Here is a 17,496-nt window from a genome sequence, read left to right on the forward strand (position 1 = left end):
TCGAATACGACTGTATTTAATACGACTGTACCCGGAAAGCGGGAATGCGCGACACTGGAGGCGTGCCCAAAGTCGTCGATCATGATGAACGCCGTCGCCACGTGACGGCCGCCCTGCTCCGGATCACCGAACGCGAAGGCCTGGAGGCCGTCAGCGTCCGCACGGTGGCGGCCGAGGCGGGCTGCTCCGTGGGCGCGGTGCAGCGCTACTTCAGCACCAAGGACGAGATGCTGCACTTCGCCCTGCGCACCGTCGTCGAGGCGGAACGGGAACGCATCCGGCACATCCGCCTGGGACCGGCCGGGATGCCGTTCCCCGACGCCCTGCGCGCCACGCTGCTGGAGCTGCTCCCCCTGGACGCCCGGCGCGAGGGCGAGGCGCGCATCTGGGCCGCCTTCTACGCCAGGGCCGCCGTCCACCCGGAGTTCGCCGCGGTGATCGACGAGCTGAACCGCGAGGCGCGCGGCAACCTGCGCGCCGCCTTCGCGTACGCCGAGTCCGTCGGCGAACTGCGGCCAGGACAGGACCACGACGCGCTCGCCCAGCTCGTCCTGACGATCATGGACGGGCTGATGTGGTCCATCCTGATGCGCCCCGGCGGCGTCCACCGGGATCACCTCGCCGCCGTCGACACCGCGGTGCGCCTCGTCACCGGCAGCGCGAGCAGCCCGGCGCCGCCGTCCTGAAGAGGCCGCCATCGACGCCGCGGGGCGGGTGGGTGTTGGATGGAACGGATGATCGACACACCGCTGGAAAGGCTCCGCGGCGCCACCCGGCGCGCCCGTGACCTGGCAGGCACGGACGACGCCCCCGCCTTCGACCCGTTCCCCCTGCTCGAAGCCCTCCACCGCCACGGCGCCCGGGCCGTCGTCATCGGGCAGGTCGCCGGCATCATGCACGGCTCCACCGAACCGACCCGCGACCTGGACCTGCTCTGGGACGGCGACCCGGCCCACGCCCCCGCCCTGACGGCCGCGCTCGCCGCCGTCGGCGCCCGGCTCATGGACGAGAGCGGCAGGCCCCTGCCGACTCGCCCGGACTCCCTGCTCCGGCCCAAAACGCAGTTCACCTCGGCCGGGGCCGACGGCGACTGCTGCACCCCGGCGCTGGCCTGGGGCGGCCTCCAGGTCGGGGACTGCCTCGACCGCGCGGTCGTCGCGGCCGGCCCGGACGGCCTGGTGGTCCGCTACGTCTGCCGGGAGGACCTGATCCGGATGCGTCGCGCGCTGGGCCGCCCCAAGGATCTGCGCAGGGCCGACGAGCTGGACGCGCTTCCGGGCTGACGGGCCCCGCGCGGCCGGGCGGTGACGGGGCCGGGCGTTCTGTGTAGCGTCACGGTCATGGGGCTGGATCCAGGTCCCCGCGCGGTTCTGGTGCCCGATCTGGGCGACGAACTGGCCGGGGCCGTCGGGCGGCTGGAGCGGCTGTTGCTGTCCCTGCGGGCCGCTGAGCGAGCCGGGGCGACGCTGCCGGAACCTCTCGCGGACGGCGCGGCGCTGGCCGCGCTACGGCGGTTGTAGCGGGCGGTCGCGCTCACCCAGGGACGCCGGGCGGTCGAGGCGCGACTGGCCGGGCGGGTCTACGCCTCGTGCGGCCGGATCGAGCACGTGCCGCTGCGCCTGGTCGACGTCGACCCGGTCGACGTGGCCACCCTGTCGGCGGCCGCCGCCGCGCTCGGCGCCATCGCGCTGCGCGAGCCCGAGGGCGGCGGCGTGCCGGCGAAAGGCGACCTCGTGGCGGTGGCCGCGCGGATCAGCGGCCTGCTCGACCTGGCCGACACGGCCGAGTCGATCGTGCTGCGCGAGTATCTGGCCGCCGCCGGGCCGGGCGGCGACGTCGTGCTCACCTCGGCCGTGGAGGAGGCGTACCGGATCACGGCGGCCCGGATCGACACGATGTGGCCCCGGGGCCATTCGCTCACCTGATACCGAGACCGCTCGGGGCAAAAGCAGCAATGGCGGCGTTCGCCGGTCGGCACTGATTAGCGTTTTCTCATTTCAGTTAGCCAAATCAACGCCAGGGGCAGACCGAATACGGCGGCCGCCTCCCGACATTCGTCCCCTCCCGCGAGCGAAGGACACTGCTGTGCAATTCGATTTCGCCATGGCATTCGGCGCTTTTGCGGTGGCCTTGATGATCGGGCTCACCGGTATGGGAGGGGGCGCGCTGATGACGCCGATGCTCGTGACGTTCTTCGGCGTGTCACCCATGGCGGCGGTCTCCAGTGACCTGGTGGCCGCCGCGGTGATGAAGCCGGTCGGCAGCGCGGTGCACTACCGCCGGGGGACCATCGACCTGCGGCTGGTGGCCTGGCTGTGCGCGGGCTCGGTGCCCGCCGCGTTCGGCGGCGTGCTGGTCGCGAGGGCTCTGGGGGACGGCGAGCGCGTTCACGACGTGATCGAGATCGCCATGGCGGCGGCGCTGCTGATCGCCGCCGCCACGCTGGCGCACCGCAGCTACGGGGCCGCGCTCGACAAGGCCGGCCGCAGCAGCGGCGCAGCGCCCGCCGGGCACCGTGCCCGGAGCACCGCTCCGCTCCGGGTGCGGCCTGTCCCCACCGCCGCCGTCGGCGCGCTCGGCGGGCTCGTCGTCGGCATCACGTCGGTGGGCTCCGGCTCGCTGATCATCGTCGCGCTCGTGGCGCTCTACCCGATGCTCAAGGCCAACCAGCTGGTCGGCACCGACCTGCTGCAGGCCGTGCCGCTGGTGATCTCCGCCGCGATCGGACACCTGCTGTTCGGTGACTTCAGGCTGGAGATCACCACGGCGCTGCTGGCCGGCTCCCTTCCCGGCATCTACCTCGGGGCGCGCATCTCCTCACGCGCCCCCGCCGGGCCGCTGCGCCTGCTTCTGACCTTCCTGCTGCTGGCCTCCGCCGCGAAGATGTCCGGCCTCGGCCCGGCCGCCGTGACCGCGGTCGTCCTGGCGGCCGTCGCCGCCACGCTGGCCGTATGGCTGGTGATCCATCGCCGGTACGGCGTGCCGCTCCGGAGGCGGGCGGCCGAGGAGCGGGACGCCGTGGAGAGCTCGTCGGCCTGACGGCGCCGGGGCGGATCGCGGCTGACGATCGTGGCCGGGCTGGACGACGCCGGCACCGCGATACGTCGAGTGCGTGGGCCTGACCGGCGGCTGCTGCCCGCCCGGGTTGACCGCCAGCAGCATCCCGGCCACGCCCACCAGAGTGACCAGCACGGTCAGCGGCTTCAGCGGGCGGCGCCCGCGAGCGGGCCGCCGTCCGGCGGAGTACGCCACGCGGCCGAGGGTCCACGCCAGAACGCCGGCGGCCAGGGCCACCACGCCCAGCAGGGGAGCCGCCTTGAGCAGGGTGACGCACAACGCGATCAACGACATGCCGGTGCGGATCCAGGCCAGGTGGGTGCGTTCGCGCGCCAGACCCGGGTCCGGTTCCGGTTCCGAGGCATCGGTCCCGCCGTCACGGGGAGCGGAACCTGCCATGTCAGCCCTGCCTCAGCGCGAGGACGCCGGCGGCCACCGCCACGCACATGAGGACGAGGACCAGGATCCGGGGCAGGGGCGAGCTCGGCAGCGGGCGGCCGTGGCGCAGCGCGCGCTGGTTGCGGCGCCACTCCAGGTACGCGCCGCCCGGCAGGAGGGCGCCGAGAAGGATCAGGGGAAGCGCCAGCAGCCGCCGGCCCCCCGGTAACCCGGCGAACGGCGGCAGTAGCTGCACGATCGCGAGGCCCGCGACGACCAGGGCGAGCGCGGTCCGGTTCCACGCCAGCATCGTGCGTTCGTTGGCGAAGGTGAAGCGCACATCGGGCTCCGAACCGCCCGTGCCCTCTCCTCCGGTGGGAGGCTGACCAGAATCACGATTCTCCACGTAATCAGACGATAACTCTCCGATGTCTTTTGTAAAGTGCCTTCCTCGCCGCGGTGGTCATCCCGCACCCGCCGAGCGCGGCGCCGCCCCGTAGAGCGCATGGTCGACCAGGCGCTCGACGATCGACTCGTCGAAGGGCACCCGGAGCACGAGCAGCCGGTGGTAGCAGGCGCCCCACAGCTGGTCCACGATGACGTCCAGGTCCGCGTCCTCGCGCAGCTGACCGTCCCGCTGCGCGATGCGCAGCCGTTCCCGGGCGAGCTCGCGCCGGGGCAGCGCGTAACTCTCCGACCACGCCTGGGCGAGGCTCGCGTCCATCTGGGCCGCGCCGACGAGCTCGGACACGGGCTTCTCCGCCCCTTCGTCCTTCAGCCACCGGACGAACGCGCCGAGCTGGGTGATCAGGTCGGCGCGCACGTCCCCGGTGTCGGGGAAGTCCAGCGTCCGCCGGCTATGGGCGAAGTACGCCTCGGCCGCGAGCGCGCCCGGCGACGGCCACCACTTGTACAGGGTCGTCTTGCTCGATCCCGCCTCCATCGCCACGCGGTCGAACGTGACCGCCTGCATGCCGTCTCGCAGCAGGATGCGCCCGGCCGCCGTGAGCACCGCGGCGCGCACCTCCGCGGCGGGGCGGCGGCCTCGGCCGCGTCGGTCGGCAACGCTCTCGGACATCGTCACTCCACTTATGGACTATCTGTTCATTTCGGTGCTACCGTCATATGTGAACAACTCGTTCATATCCTAGCGAAGGCGCATGACATGGTGAACAGCACAGAGCGCGTCGCGCTCGTCACCGGCGGATCCGGCGGCATCGGCAGGGTGAGCGCGGAGCGCCTGGCCGCCGACGGCTTCGCCGTCGTGGTGCACTACGCGGGCAGCAGGGACCGCGCCGAGGAGACGGCGAAGGCGGTCACCCGCGCCGGGGGCCGCGCGGCCGTCGCCGGTGGGGACGTGGCGGACGAGAACGCGATGACCGCGGTGTTCGACGTCGCGGATCGCGAGTTCGGCGGACTCGACGTCGTCGTCCACACCGCGGGCATCATGCCGCTCGCACCCGTGGCCCAGATGGATCTCGACACCTTCGACCGCGTCCAGCGCACCAATGTTCGCGGGACGTTCGTCGTCGACCAGCTCGCCGCCCGCCGCCTGCGCGACGGGGGCGCGATCATCAACTTCTCCACGTCGGTCACCCGGCTGCAGATCCCGGGCTACGGCGCCTACGCCGCGTCCAAGGGAGCCGTCGAGGCGCTGACGCTGATCCTCGCGCGCGAGCTGCGCGGCCGGGACATCACGGTCAACGCCGTCGCGCCCGGCCCCACCGCGACGCCGCTGTTCTTCGAGGGCAAGAGCCAGGAGACGATCGACCGGATCGCCTCCATGAACCCGATGGGCCGGCTCGGCGCACCGGAGGACGTCGCGGAGGCCGTCGCCTTCCTCGCGGGGCCCGCGCGCTGGGTGAACGGCCAGGTTCTCCATGTCAACGGCGGCGCGGCTTGACCACGAAACGGCCGGTGACCCGACGTTCACGATCACGCGCGGCGGCCGTCGCGGCCTCGCTCGCCGTCGCGCTGAGCGGGTGTTCGGGCCCGCCCGACGAGCCGGTGACCGCGCCCTCCCCGCCCGGGCCCTCCCCGTCCGCGCCCTCCCCGTCCGTGTCCTCCCCGTCCGCGCCCCCGGGCACCGCACCGGCCGGTCCGGTCGCGACCCTCGGTGAGCCGGTCGAGCTGACGACGGGGCTGGAGGCCCCCTGGGGGCTCGCCTTCCTGCCCGACGGGTCGGCGCTCGTCTCGGAGCGGATCTCCGGCGAGATCGTCCGCATCCCCGCGAAGGGCGGCGACCCGCGTACGGTCGGCGTCGTCCCCGGTGTGCACGTGAGCTCGGAAGGCGGGCTGCTCGGCATCGCCGTCTCCCCCCGGTTCGCGACCGACCGCACCGTCTACGCCTCCGCCTCCGGGCAGGACCAGAACCGCATCGTCGCGCTCACCATCGCCGGCGACCACGGCTCCCTCTCCGTCGACCGGGTGCTGCTCGACGGCATCCGGACCGCCGACCGGCACCACGGCGGCCGCATCGCCGTCGGGCCGGACGGGCACCTGTGGATCGGCACGGGTGACGCCTTCGAGCCCGGGAACGCCGCCGCCGACGACTCGCTCAACGGCAAGATCCTGCGCATCGCGGTCGACGGCTCCGTACCCGAGGACAATCCCGGCTCGTCGCCGATCTACTCCAGCGGCCACCGCAACGTCCAGGGCATCGCGTTCGGGCCCGACGGCACCCCGTACGCGTCGGAGCTCGGTCATCGCACCTGGGACGAGGTGAACGTCCTTCGCGCGGGCGCGGACTACGGCTGGCCGGAGACCGAGGGGATCGCCGGGTCCACCGGGCAGGCTCCGATCGCCACGATCCACCCCGACGAGGCGAGCCCTTCCGGCGTCGCGTACGCCGAGGGGTCGCTGTGGATCGGCGCGCTGGGCGGCCGGCGACTCTGGCAGCTTCCCGTCGAGGGCGGCGCCGCGACGGCCGAGCCGATCGACCACTTCGCCGGCGAGTACGGGCGGATCCGCACCGTCGAGGTGGCCCCCGACGGAGCCCTCTGGCTCGTCACGTCGAACACCGACCGCGCCACCTGGGGCGGCACCGCCCCGCGCCCGGGCGACGACCGCATCCTCCGCGTCGAGGTGCGCGAACCCTGATCGAGCCGACGCCACCCGGGCCGATCCGGTGCGCGCGGTCCTCAGACCAGGGCCAGCACGTCTCTCGGGTGCCGGGCCACCGGGCCGGGGTACGGGCCGGTGGGCAGGCCCCAGGACGCGTGGACGGCTCGGGCTCCCGCCCGCCGGGCGCACTGGAGGTCGGTCTCGGCGTCGCCCACGTAGACGGCGTCGGCGGCGCGTACGCCGAGGAGGCGGCAGGCGAGCTCCAGCCCGTCGGGCGCCGGTTTGGCCCGGCCGACCTCGTCGCCGCACACCACGACCGCGAACAGACCGGTCAGGCCGGCGGCGTCCAGCATCATCGTGGCCGCGCGCCGCGTGGCGCCGGTGAAGACGCCGAGCGGCCGGCCCGCTCGGGCGAGGTCGCCGAGCAGCTCCACGACGCCGGGGAACGGCCGGACGGTCGCCGCGGCGGCGTCGAGGCGGCGGTGGAAGTGCTCCAGGTCTTCGGCCGTGGGCGGGCGGCCGAGAAAATGGGCCAGCACCGCCGGGGTCGAGCCCAGCCGCCACGCGGCCACGACCTGCTCCGGTGTGACGTCGGGACCGCCGAGCGCGCGGACGGTGCCGGCGTACGCGTCGGGCACCACGGTCATGGTGTCGACCAGGGTGCCGTCAAGGTCGAACACGACCGCCCCACCCGTCACGTGCGCTCCCCCGCCGGATCGCGCGGCATCGGGCCCGGGAGGTCGGCGGCGCGTGCGGTGATGTGGCGCAGCAGCGCCGTGTAGTCCAGCACGCCCAGCCCCACCGCGGAGTCACTCCCCACACGGAGCACTGTAGCTCGCCGTCCACCGCATGGTCACGGTCCTGGCCGTGGTCGCTCCCAGCCGAGGCCGGTGGGCGGGGCAGCCGTCGCTACCTGAAGCGGCGGCCGTTCCGGCCCGTTCGGCGGCCGGCCGCCGGGGCCGTGATGGTCACGGGTATCCCCGAGGGAGCCTGGGCGCCGGTGATGCGCCGGAGCTCGGTCTCGCCCGAGCGGACCTGGCTGGTCTGCGGGACGATGCCGGCGGCGGCCATCAGGCGGGACATGTCACGGCGCTGGTTCGGCAGGACGAGGGTGACGACGCTGCCGGACTCCCCTGCGCGGGCGGTGCGGCCGCCGCGGTGCAGGTAGTCCTTGTGGTCGCTCGGCGGGTCGACGTTGACGACGAGGTCGAGGTTGTCGACGTGGATGCCGCGGGCCGCGACGTTGGTCGCCACCAGCACCGTGACGTGCCCGGTCTTGAACTGGGCGAGGGTGCGGGTGCGCTGGGGCTGGGACTTGCCCCCGTGCAGCGCGGCGGCGCGGACGCCGCTGTGCAGCAGGTCCTGGGTGAGCCGGTCCACGGCGTGCTTGGTGTCCAGGAACATGATCACCTTGCCGTCGCGCGCGGCGATCTCCACGGTGGTGGCATGCTTGTCGGCGTCGTGGATGTGCAGCACGTGGTGCTCCATCGTGGTGACCGCGCCCGCCGAGGGGTCGACCGAATGGACCACCGGGTCGGTCAGGTAGCGGCGTACCAGCAGGTCGACGTTGCGGTCCAGCGTGGCGGAGAACAGCATCCGCTGGCCCCCGGGGCGCACCTGGTCGAGCAGGTGGGTGATCTGCGGCATGAACCCCATGTCGGCCATCTGGTCAGCCTCGTCCAGCACGGTGATCTCGACCTGATCCAGGCGGCAGTCGCCGCGCTCGATGAGGTCCCTGAGCCGTCCAGGGGTCGCGACGACGACCTCGGCGCCGTCGCGCAGCGCCTTGGCCTGCCGGCTGATCGACATGCCGCCGACGACGGTGGCCAGTCGCAGCTTCAGCGACTGGGCGTACGGGGTGAGCGCGTCGGTGACCTGCTGGGCCAGTTCCCGGGTGGGCACGAGGATCATGGCCAGCGGCCGGCGCGATTCGGCACGCTGCCCTGCGGTGCGGACGAGCAGGGCCAGGCCGAAGGCGAGCGTCTTGCCCGATCCGGTGCGTCCCCGGCCGAGGACGTCCCGGCCGGCCAGGGAGTTCGGCAGGGTGGCCGACTGGATCGGGAACGGCTCGTTCATGCCCAGGCCGGTGAGCGTCTTCATCAGCGCGGGCGGCATGTTCAGCTCTGCGAACGTCGCGGCCGCGGGCAGGCCGGGGGTGACGGTGACCGGCAGGGCGAACTCGCCCTGGAGCGCGGCGGGACGCCGTCCGTGGCCACCGGACCGCCGGGGGTTGCCGGAACGGCCCGGAGCCGACGAGCCGGATCGGCTGCCTCTGCCGGAGCCGGCGGAGCCGCCCGTGCGGGTGGAGGAGAAGCGGTCGTGCTTGCGAGTTGCGTGGTTCACGCAGAACCTTCCTCGATGCGGCACGTGTCAAGTGATTCTCAGGCGCGACGGGCGGCACAAGAATGGCGAGCACGAGCCGAAGAAAGACGAGCCGGGCCGGCGGAAAGCCACCTGGCCTGGTGCGTCGAAATGGTCGGCATGCGCCGAAAGAACGGCGGCTGCGATGCCGGTCGGGGCTGGAGCCGGCTTATGACCGGACAGGACCGGATGCCCCGGAGCAACGTAGCTGGGGCCCGCGCCGTACAGCGCGGGCCCCAGCTACGTGGTGCGTCGATGTCAGGCGGAAACGATGTTCTCGGCCTGCGGGCCCTTCTGGCCCTGGGTGATGTCGAAGGCGACCTTCTGGCCCTCGCGCAGCTCGCGGTAACCGCCCTGGGAGACGATGTTGGAGTAGTGCGCGAAGACGTCGGCGCCGCCGCCGTCCTGCTCGATGAAGCCGAAGCCCTTTTCCGCGTTGAACCACTTCACGGTGCCGGAAGCCATATTGATCTCCTTTTGATGGGGTGCAAAGCCGAAATCCGCAACGAACGGATTTCGCGTCGCCGCGATAGGACCACACACCCGGAGATGACCGGCAAACAAAAATGCACCTGAGGCTACATACCGTCAGGTGCACACAAGTTTTTATGGGTACCACAACTGCAACTGACCCCAAGCTACCACACATGTGGCCGTGCTGCGCAACATCCTGGCCGTAACCCACAGTGACACTACTGTCACGGTCCGACGAAAGGAGGGCACCATAGCGACAGTAGTTGCCGGTTGCGACGCTGGAGACCATCGGGGCATGGCGAGCACATTCCAGCGGGGCAGAGTCCAGCTCGTATTCAGCGCGATGGACGCCGACGGCGACGGCGCACTGCGCGAGAGCGACTTCGACGACCTGGCACGCCGCTGGGCGGCCATCCGCAGGGCGGGCGACGCGGAGCGCCTCACCGCGGCCATGCGCGGCGGGCGGACGCTCGCCGCGCATGGCCGCAACCCCGAGTCGGTCACGCTCGACGACGTGCTCACCGTCGTGGACGCCACCGCCGAGGCCATGTTCGACGCCATCGACGAGGACAGCGACGGCCGGATCTCACCGGGCGGAGTTCGTCCTCCACTGGGGCGAGTTCTGGGCAGGCGACGACCCTGCGGCGCCGGGCACCCACGCCTTCGGCACACCTCCCGCTTGATCGCGGCTTGACAAGTGCATACATGTACATGCAACATCTTCTTGCACGGACAAAACATGTACGTACATGCAAGGAGATGTCGTGAAGCGCGAACGCATCAGCACCACCCCCGACTGGTACGAGCCCTACGCCATCTCACAAGCCATCAAAGTCGGCGACCTCGTCTTCGCCTCCGGCCAGGCCGGCTTCGACGACAACGGCGTCACCGTCAGCCACGACTTCGAGACCCAGGCCCGCCAAGCCTTCACCAACCTCGACCGCGTCCTCAAAGAAGCCGGATCCAGCCTCGCCGACGCCGTCAAGGTCACCATCCTCGTCACCGACCTCGAACCCAACCTCGACACCATCATCAAGCTGCGCAAAGAGTTCTTCACCGAGCCCTACCCCGCCGACACCCTGATCCAGATCTCCCGCCTCGCCCAGGCCGACTGGCAGATCGAGGTCGACGCGACCGCCGTGGCGACCGCGCGCTGACGCCGCCGATCCGCAACAGACCTCCGACCCATCAAGGGAGTACCTCCATGACGAACCACCACGCGCTGCTGCCCGTCCGGGTCGGCGGTCTCGACCTGCCCAACCGGCTCGCCGTCGCGCCGATGACCCGGGTGTCCGCCGACCCCGACGGCACGCCGACCCTGGAGATGGCCGAATACTACGAGCGGTACGCGGCGGGCGGCTTCGGGCTGGTGATCACGGAAGGCACCTATACCGACACCGTCCACAGCCAGGGTTACCTCAACCAGCCGGGCATCGTCTCCGCCCGGCACGTGTCGGCCTGGCAGGACGTCACCGGCAGAGTGCGGGCCGCCGGGAGCCGTGTCGTGCTCCAGCTCATGCACGCCGGCGCGCTGTCGCAGGGCAACCCGTACCGCGCCGGCACGGCCGGGCCGTCCGCCGTGCGGCCGCGTGGGGAGATGCTGCCCGAGTACGGCGGGTCCGGACGCTGGCCCACGCCCCGGGAGATGACCGGGGCCGACATCGAGGCGGCGATCGGCGGCTTCGTGGCCTCGGCGGTCCGGGCCCGGGATGCCGGCTTCGACGGGGTCGAACTTCACGGAGCCAACGGCTACCTGCTGGACCAGTTCCTCACCGATTACACCAACCGGCGCGCCGACTCCTACGGCGGCCCGGTCGCGAACCGGGTCCGGCTGACGGCCGAGGCGGTGGCCGCGGTCCGGGCCGAGCTCGGCGCCGGCTTCTGCGTCGGCGTACGGCTGTCGCAGGGCAAGGTCAACGACTTCGGCCACCGCTGGGACGGCGGCGCGGCCGACGCGCGGATCATCTTCGCCGCGCTGGCGGAGGCGGGCGCCACGTACCTGCACATCGCCAGCGAGGGGCGCGACTGGATCGAGACGGCCCGGCTGGACGGCGGCGTCACGATCACGAGCCTGGCTCGCCAGGTGAGCGGCCTTCCGGTCATCGCCAACGGCGGCATGCACGATCTCGCGCAGGCGGCCCAGGTCCTGTCCGACGGCCATGCCGACCTGCTGTCCGTCGGCCGGGGCGCGCTGGCCAACCCCGATCTTCCCCATCGCCTGTCGCGGGGCCTGCCGCTGGAGGCGTACGACCGTCGCATGCTGGAGCCGATGGCGACGCTGAGCAACGCGCGACAGCGGCTCCAGGGCCCGCGCGTTCGCGCCTAGGGCAGCAGGCCGCGCGTGTAGGCGGTGGCGACGGCGGCGGCCCGGTCGGAGACGCCCAGTTTGGTGTATATGTGCGCCAGGTGGGTCTTGACCGTGGTCTCGCTGATGAACAACGCGGCGGCCGCCTCCTTGTTCGTCGCGCCGCGCGCCACCAGCCGCAGCACGGTGTGCTCGCGCTCGCTCAGCTCGGCCGCCCGGGGCGCGGGCTCGCGTACGCGCCGCAGGACGCGGGCCGCCACGGCGGGCGTCAGGACCGTCTCCCCCACGGCGGCCGCGCGGACGGCGCGGAAGACCTCCTCGCGGGGCGAGTCCTTCAGCAGGAAGCCGATCGCGCCGGCCGCCACGGCCGGCAGTACGTCGTCGTCCCCGTCGTACGTGGTCAGCACCAGCACCCGGGCCGACGGCACCCGCGCGGTCAGCAGCCCGATGAACTCCGCCCCACCCAGTCCCGGCATCCGCAGGTCGGTCAGCACGACGTCGGGCTGTTCCCTTACGGCCACCGCCAGCCCTTCCTCGCCGTCACCGGCCTCGCCGACGATCTCCAGGTCGGCCTGCTCGACGAACATGCCGCGCAGGCCGTCGCGTACCACGGGATGGTCGTCGACGATCACCAGCCGCACCGTCACGGCGCCTCCCGTTCGCCGGCCGCCGGGATGGCCGGCACGCTCACGCTCACCGCGGTGCCCCGGCCGGGCGCCGACTCCACCTCGACCTCGCCCGCCAGCCGGCTCACCCGCTGGCGCATCGCGGTCAGCCCGAAGCCGCCGGTCTGCGAGGGGGTGAATCCGACCCCGTCGTCCCTGATGTCAGCCACGACCACATCCTCCATGTACGACAGGGTGACCACGGTCTTGCCCGCCCTGGCGTGGCGGGCCACGTTCGCCAGGGCCTCCTGCACCGCCCGGAACAGCGTCACCTCGACCTCGGGGTGCAGCAGCCGGGCGGTTCCGGTGACGGTGAGCGTCGCGGGCGTCTCGTGCGTCTCGCCCCAGCCGGACACCAGCGCCGACAGCGCTTCCGGCAGCCGGGAGGCCGCCAGCGGGCCGGGCCTCAGGTCGTCGAGGGAGCGGCGGACCTCCTTCGCGCTCTCCCTGGCCAGGGCCCGGGCTATGGCCAGGCGGCGGCGTACCGCGTCGGGGTCGGAGGCGACCTCGTCGGCGGCTTCGAGCTGGGTGACGATGCCCGCCAGCCCCTGGGCGACGGTGTCGTGGATCTCGCGGGCCAGCCGGCCGCGCTCGCCGTCGACGCCGGTCTGGCGGGCGGCGGCCAGCAGCTCGCCCTGCAGGGCGGCGTTCTCCTCGGCGAGCCGCGCCAGGCGCGCGTTGGCCTCCTCCAGCGCCCGGTTCGCCGCGCGCCGCCGTCCCACCTCGGCCTCCATCGCGCGGATGATCCAGCCGATGAACGCCGCCAGCGCCACCGACGCCAGCACCCCCGGCACCCTGGGCCAGACGTCCACCGGCCAGGACAGCGCGAACGGGTCGCCCAGCACCAGCAGCCCGCCCGCGGCCACGCCGAGATAGGCGTAACGGCCGGGCAGGGCCACGAACGCCATCGGGAAGCAGGCGACGACCAGCAGCGCGTACGCCGGGTGACGGGTCGACAGCACCCACGAGAGCGCCAGCAGTCCCGCGAAGTACACCGCCATCGGCGCCAGCGCCCGCTCCGCCATTGCGGATGGGCCATCACCATCCAGCCGTGCCACAGCCCGGCGGCCACGGCCAGCGCCACGGTGACGGCGCGGCCGGACGGCAGGGCCGCGGAGTCGGCCACGGCGATCAGCGTCGCCACGGCCAGCACGGCCAGCGGCACGGCGTGCCAGCGCCGGTCCCAGTCGCGTACCCGCACCACCCAGACCTCGCTCTCACCTGCGGGGGTAGGCCAGGCGGCGCAGCAGCACCTCGGCGGGCCCGCGCGCCCCGGCCCGGCGCATCACCTCGGCCGCCACCACGGTGCCCGCCCAGACGAGCAGCGCCAGCGCCACCGTGGCGGCCGATCCCAGCCATCCGCCGAGCCCACCCGCATAGGGGGACAGAAGCGCCACGAACCCCACTGACTGTAGTAGATAGCAGGTCAGCGAGCGCTGACCGCAGGCCGCGAGCGCGGTCACGACGGGCCCTCGCCGCCGCCCGATGCGGTCGGCCAGTACGCCGATCAGCGCCGCGTACCCCAGCCCGCCCGCGATCCCCGTCACCACGTGCACCGCGTTCAGCGCCATGATCACCACCGGGTCGTGCACGGTCAGGACCCCCGCGGCGATCAGCCCCACCGGCAGCCCACCGGCCGCGCCGGCCAGCGGCCCCCACAGCGCCGCCCGCCGCAGCCGGTCCGGCGAGGACAGCAGCGCGCGGCGCCCCGCCCACACGCCGACCAGGGCCGCGGTGCCCACCCCCAGCATGCCGAGGGGGCCCGTCACCCACTCGACCGGCCGCAGCGCCAGCGCCGTCAGCGGGTCCTCGACGGCGAACGACCAGAAGTACGACCGCTCCGCCGCGCCGTCCGGCGTGCTGAAGACCAGAGCCGACGCCAGCGCCACCGGAACCAGCCAGCAGGCGGCCAGGACGAGCAGCGTCCGGTCACGCACCCGTAGCAACCGGACCAGGACCAGGCCGACCAGCCCGTACACGCCGAGCACGTCCCCGGAGAACAGCAGCGTCGCGTGGACCGCGCCGAACGCCAGCAGCCACCAGCTGCGCCGCCTGAGCACGCGCCGCCCTTCGGCGTCGTCGCGGCGCCGGTTCCAGATCTGCACCATGCCGTAGCCGAACAGGGCTGCGAACATCGGGTACGCCCGCGCGTCCACGACCGTCATGCTCACCGCCGAGGCCAGCCGGTCGAGCCAGCCGTGCTCGACGATGTGCTGCCTGATGCCGTACGGGCGCCCGTACAGGTAGATGGCCGAGTTGGCCACCGCGATCAGCGCCAGCATGATTCCCCTGGCCAGGTCGGGGGCGAGTTGCCGCGCCCCCTGCCCCACCGGGCTCAACCGTTCGACCGCGACCACGTCGCCTCCCCTTCGTCACCGGATCTCGCACCCGAGTGTGGGGCCGGGGGCGGGGCCGGCGAATCGTGCGGCGGGGCGCGATCCGGCGGCGAACGGGCGATGCCCGGCATCCTCCGTTCGGAGGATGCCTGCGGCCTCGCGCCTGCACGTCACGCGCGGGTGACCACGGCGGCGAGCTCGCCCCGGGAGGCGACGCCCAGCTTGGGATAGGCCTTGTACAGGTGGTAGCCGACCGTGCGAGGGCTCAGGAAGAGCTGGGCGGCGATGTCCTTGTTGGACAGCCCGCGCGCGGCGAGCTGGACGATCTGCCGCTCCTGCGGCGTCAGGCCGGCGGCCCGGTCCGGGGCGGGCGCGTCGGCGAGCCCGCCCGCGGCCTGGAGCTCGCCCCTGGCCCGGCCGGCCCACGGGACGGCGCCCAGGCGTTCGAAGGACTCCAGGGCCTCGCGCAGCTGACCGGCCGCGACGCCGCGGCGGCGCGCCCTGCGCAGCCACTCCCCGTACAGCAGCCTGGTGCGCGCCTGCTCGAAGGCCGGTCCGCCCGCCTCCAGCGCCGCCAGGTAGTGCGCCTCGGCGTCGTCCCCGGCGAGCAGGGCCAGGCAGCGCTCGACGAGGTGGCGCTGGTCGAGACGGAGGTAGCGGGCCAGGGCAGGCCGGGCGCGGTCCGGCTCACCGCTGCGCACGGCGGCCTCCACCAGGTCGGGCACGCACCGGATGGCCGACACGTGATACCAGCCCGGCCCGTCGGCGAGGGCTTCGAGCCGGCCGAGTGCCGCCTCCGCCCGGCCCTGGCCCAGGTCCAGCAGCGCCCGGGCCCAGTCGGCCCACATGGCGCCCTGCATGGGGACGGCCGGGCTGCGCGCCACGTCGGCGGTGAGCCCGCGGTGGCCGTCCTCGTCGCCCTCGACGGCGGCCAGGTAGGCGAGCAGGCCCGTGTTCAGGGCGGCCCACTGGTGCTGGCCGGTGTTCTCGGCCAGGCGCAGGGCGGTGGTCGCGGCGGCGCCCGCCGCGTGGAGGCGTCCCCCGTGGAAGAGCTCGGCCTGCGCCTGGAAGTAGAGCGCCATCGGCAGCACGCCGATGCTGCCCTCGGCGTGGCAGCGGGCGACCAGGCGGGTGGACATGCGCAGGGCGGCGGCGTCCTGCCCCGCGATGAGCGGCGTGCCGCAGACCATCGCCGCCAGCCCCGGCGGGTAACCGGCCAGGGCGTGCTCGGCCTCGGCCACGACCTGCTCCAGCGCGCTCGGCCCGGCCGGGTCGGCGCCCGACAGCCGGGCGAAGGCGGCCGACTCCAGGCGGGCCAGGGCGGCGACGGGCTCGTCGAGCAGGCCCTGCGACAGAACCTCCGCCAGGCGGGCGGACACCTCCGACAGCTGGGCCTCGCCGGCGTACCAGGCGGTCTGATAAGCCCGCACCAGCAGCGCCGGGTCCAGCTCCGCGGCCTCGGTCATCAGGCGGTGCGCCTCGGCGTACCGGCCTCGCCCGAAGTGGGCGGTGGCCTGCGTGTGGATGACGCGTGAGCGCATCGCCCGGTCGGCGGTCAGCGATCCGGCCTCGCCGGCCAGCTCCTGGGCCCGGTCGAGGTCGCCCGCCTCGATGGCGGACTCGGCGGCCAGGGTGAGCCGCCGGGCGCGGGTCTCGTCGCCGTGGCCGGTCAGGGCGGCGGCGCGCTGGTAGGCGGTGGCCGCGGCGGCGTACCCGTGCCTGAGCGCGGCGCGCCGGGCGGTGCGTTCGAGCTCGGCCGCCACCTGCTCGTCGGGGCCGACGGTGGCGGCGGCCAGGTGCCAGGCCCGCCGGTCGGCGTGGTGGTCGCCGGTCAGCGTCTCGGCGAGCGCGGCGTGCACGGCCAGCCGGGAGCTGATCGGGGCCCGCTGGTAGACGGCCTCGCGGATCAGCGGGTGGCGGAAGCGCACGTGCTGCCCGTTGGTGGTCACGAGCCCCTCGGTCTCGGCGGGACGCAGGTCGGCGGCGGTCACGCCGAGCAACGTGGCCGCGGCGAGCACCTCGTCCAGCCCCTCTCCCGCGGCGGCCACCAGCAGCAGGGTCCGGGTCGCCGCCGGCAGGTGGTCCACCTGGCTGTGGAAGGCCGCCTGGAGCCGGCTGCTCGGCGGGAGCCCGCCGGGCCCGTGGGGGTCCTGGCGCAGAGCGGCGGGCAGCTCGATGAGGGCCAGCGGGTTGCCCTGCGCCTCGGCCAGCACCCGGTAGCGCTGGCCCGGCGTCAGGTCGCTCCCCTTCAGCAGGGCCGCGGCGGCCGTGGAGGGCAGCCCGGTCAGCGTGAGCTCGGGCAGCCCGTGCGCGTCCTCCTCGTCGCGGGTGGCCATGACCAGGGCCAGGCCCTCGGCGTCCAGCCACCTGGCGGCGAAGGCCAGCGCGGCACGGGAGCCGGGGTCCAGCCACTGCGCGTCGTCGATGAGGCACAGCACGGGCCCGTCCTCGGCCACCTCGGCCAGCAGCGACAGCACGGCGAGGCCGACGAGGAGGGCGTCGGCGCCCTGCCCCTCCGTCAGGCCGAGCGCCGTCTCCAGCGCGCGTCGCTGCGGCGGCGGCAGCTTGCCGGTGCGGTCCAGCGCCGGACGGAGCAGCAGGTGCAGTCCCGCGTACGCCAGCTCGCTCTCGGACGGCACGCCGCTGCGCCGGATGACCTGGATGCCGTCGGCGCGTCCTGCGGCGTGGTCGAGCAGGGCGGTCTTGCCGATTCCCGGCTCGCCCTTGATCACCAGGGCGCCGCTGCGTCCTGACCGCACGGTGGCGAGAAGCTCGTCGATGACGGATGCCTCGGTTTCTCGCCCGTACAGCATGGTCTCCCTTTACTGAGACAAGTACCTAATCGCGACAGATGCCC

Annotated in this window: 20 protein-coding genes and 1 pseudogene; 10 read left to right on the top strand and 11 right to left on the bottom strand. The window is 73.5% G+C overall.

Annotation, left to right across the window (positions count from 1 at the left end; all coding sequences use genetic code 11):
* The first annotated feature begins 62 nt into the window (after positions 1–62).
* From KME80_RS09615 to KME80_RS09635, 5 genes are all read left to right on the top strand, one after another.
* Positions 63–686: a TetR/AcrR family transcriptional regulator gene (locus KME80_RS09615; protein ID WP_308125684.1), complete on the top strand. Its 624-nt coding sequence runs from the start codon at positions 63–65 to the stop codon at positions 684–686.
* Positions 687–734: 48 nt separating this feature from the next.
* Positions 735–1,283 (top strand): hypothetical protein, encoded by a 549-nt coding sequence (locus KME80_RS09620; RefSeq protein ID WP_246644405.1) that lies wholly within the window; start codon positions 735–737, stop codon positions 1,281–1,283.
* A gap of 57 nt (positions 1,284–1,340) precedes the next feature.
* A complete protein-coding gene (locus KME80_RS09625; protein WP_219502841.1) occupies positions 1,341–1,520 on the top strand; it encodes a hypothetical protein in 180 nt (59 codons plus the stop codon).
* Between the two features lie 87 nt (positions 1,521–1,607).
* Positions 1,608–1,925: a hypothetical protein gene (locus KME80_RS09630; RefSeq protein WP_219502843.1), complete on the top strand. Its 318-nt coding sequence runs from the start codon at positions 1,608–1,610 to the stop codon at positions 1,923–1,925.
* 226 nt (positions 1,926–2,151) lie between these two features.
* Positions 2,152–3,039: a sulfite exporter TauE/SafE family protein gene (locus KME80_RS09635; RefSeq protein ID WP_246644419.1), complete on the top strand. Its 888-nt coding sequence runs from the start codon at positions 2,152–2,154 to the stop codon at positions 3,037–3,039.
* A 201-nt stretch (positions 3,040–3,240) separates the two neighbouring features.
* Here the strand turns inward: KME80_RS09635 and KME80_RS53150 are convergent.
* From KME80_RS53150 to KME80_RS09645, 3 genes and pseudogenes are all read right to left on the bottom strand, one after another.
* Positions 3,241–3,456: pseudogene (locus KME80_RS53150) on the bottom strand (DUF202 domain-containing protein); the annotation flags it as partial.
* A 1-nt stretch (position 3,457) separates the two neighbouring features.
* Positions 3,458–3,775: a YidH family protein gene (locus tag KME80_RS09640; protein WP_308125685.1), complete on the bottom strand. Its 318-nt coding sequence runs from the start codon at positions 3,773–3,775 to the stop codon at positions 3,458–3,460.
* Between the two features lie 123 nt (positions 3,776–3,898).
* Positions 3,899–4,513 carry a TetR/AcrR family transcriptional regulator gene (locus KME80_RS09645; RefSeq protein WP_219502847.1) on the bottom strand — a complete coding sequence of 205 codons (615 nt, stop codon included), beginning with the start codon at positions 4,511–4,513 and terminating at the stop codon, positions 3,899–3,901.
* An 87-nt stretch (positions 4,514–4,600) separates the two neighbouring features.
* On the opposite strand from KME80_RS09645, the gene KME80_RS09650 reads away from it, so the two are divergent.
* Entirely contained in the window at positions 4,601–5,338 is a 738-nt protein-coding gene (locus tag KME80_RS09650; protein WP_219502848.1) for an SDR family oxidoreductase, read from the top strand.
* A gap of 14 nt (positions 5,339–5,352) precedes the next feature.
* Entirely contained in the window at positions 5,353–6,534 is a 1,182-nt protein-coding gene (locus KME80_RS09655; protein WP_219502850.1) for a PQQ-dependent sugar dehydrogenase, read from the top strand.
* Between the two features lie 41 nt (positions 6,535–6,575).
* On the opposite strand, the gene KME80_RS09660 is transcribed toward KME80_RS09655, so the two are convergent.
* From KME80_RS09660 to KME80_RS09670, 4 genes are all read right to left on the bottom strand, one after another.
* A complete protein-coding gene (locus KME80_RS09660) occupies positions 6,576–7,196 on the bottom strand; it encodes an HAD family hydrolase (protein WP_219502852.1) in 621 nt (206 codons plus the stop codon).
* Positions 7,193–7,318, bottom strand: coding sequence for a hypothetical protein (locus KME80_RS51750; RefSeq protein ID WP_281426912.1), 126 nt, complete (start codon positions 7,316–7,318; stop codon positions 7,193–7,195). Before KME80_RS51750 ends, KME80_RS09660 begins: the two co-directional genes overlap by 4 nt.
* Positions 7,319–7,407: 89 nt before the next feature.
* Complete coding sequence (locus KME80_RS09665; protein ID WP_308125686.1) at positions 7,408–8,841, bottom strand: DEAD/DEAH box helicase; 1,434 nt, start codon at positions 8,839–8,841, stop codon at positions 7,408–7,410.
* 276 nt (positions 8,842–9,117) lie between these two features.
* On the bottom strand, positions 9,118–9,324 hold the full coding sequence (locus KME80_RS09670) for a cold-shock protein (protein ID WP_219502854.1): 207 nt from the start codon (positions 9,322–9,324) through the stop codon (positions 9,118–9,120).
* A gap of 304 nt (positions 9,325–9,628) precedes the next feature.
* Between KME80_RS09670 and KME80_RS09675 the strand changes: the two genes are divergently transcribed.
* The 3 genes from KME80_RS09675 to KME80_RS09685 all read left to right on the top strand — a co-directional run bounded on the left by KME80_RS09675 (position 9,629) and on the right by KME80_RS09685 (position 11,659).
* A complete protein-coding gene (locus tag KME80_RS09675) occupies positions 9,629–10,027 on the top strand; it encodes an EF-hand domain-containing protein (protein WP_219502856.1) in 399 nt (132 codons plus the stop codon).
* Positions 10,028–10,097: 70 nt separating this feature from the next.
* Entirely contained in the window at positions 10,098–10,490 is a 393-nt protein-coding gene (locus KME80_RS09680) for a RidA family protein (protein ID WP_308125687.1), read from the top strand.
* Positions 10,491–10,537: 47 nt separating this feature from the next.
* Positions 10,538–11,659 carry an oxidoreductase gene (locus tag KME80_RS09685; protein WP_219502861.1) on the top strand — a complete coding sequence of 374 codons (1,122 nt, stop codon included), beginning with the start codon at positions 10,538–10,540 and terminating at the stop codon, positions 11,657–11,659.
* Here KME80_RS09685 and KME80_RS09690 read toward each other — a convergent pair.
* The 4 genes from KME80_RS09690 to KME80_RS09705 all read right to left on the bottom strand — a co-directional run bounded on the left by KME80_RS09690 (position 11,656) and on the right by KME80_RS09705 (position 17,452).
* A complete protein-coding gene (locus KME80_RS09690; protein WP_219502864.1) occupies positions 11,656–12,285 on the bottom strand; it encodes a response regulator in 630 nt (209 codons plus the stop codon). The two genes, KME80_RS09685 and KME80_RS09690, sit on opposite strands and share 4 nt — an antisense overlap.
* Complete coding sequence (locus KME80_RS09695) at positions 12,282–13,328, bottom strand: sensor histidine kinase (RefSeq protein WP_219502867.1); 1,047 nt, start codon at positions 13,326–13,328, stop codon at positions 12,282–12,284. The genes KME80_RS09690 and KME80_RS09695 overlap by 4 nt, the downstream gene beginning before the upstream one ends.
* A 192-nt stretch (positions 13,329–13,520) precedes the next feature.
* On the bottom strand, positions 13,521–14,660 hold the full coding sequence (locus KME80_RS09700) for a DUF418 domain-containing protein (RefSeq protein WP_219502870.1): 1,140 nt from the start codon (positions 14,658–14,660) through the stop codon (positions 13,521–13,523).
* A 149-nt stretch (positions 14,661–14,809) separates the two neighbouring features.
* Positions 14,810–17,452 carry a helix-turn-helix transcriptional regulator gene (locus KME80_RS09705; protein ID WP_219502873.1) on the bottom strand — a complete coding sequence of 881 codons (2,643 nt, stop codon included), beginning with the start codon at positions 17,450–17,452 and terminating at the stop codon, positions 14,810–14,812.
* Positions 17,453–17,496 lie beyond the last annotated feature (44 nt).

It is taken from the genome of Nonomuraea ceibae (genome assembly GCF_019396325.1).
GTDB classification, from domain to species: Bacteria; Actinomycetota; Actinomycetes; order Streptosporangiales; family Streptosporangiaceae; genus Nonomuraea; species Nonomuraea ceibae.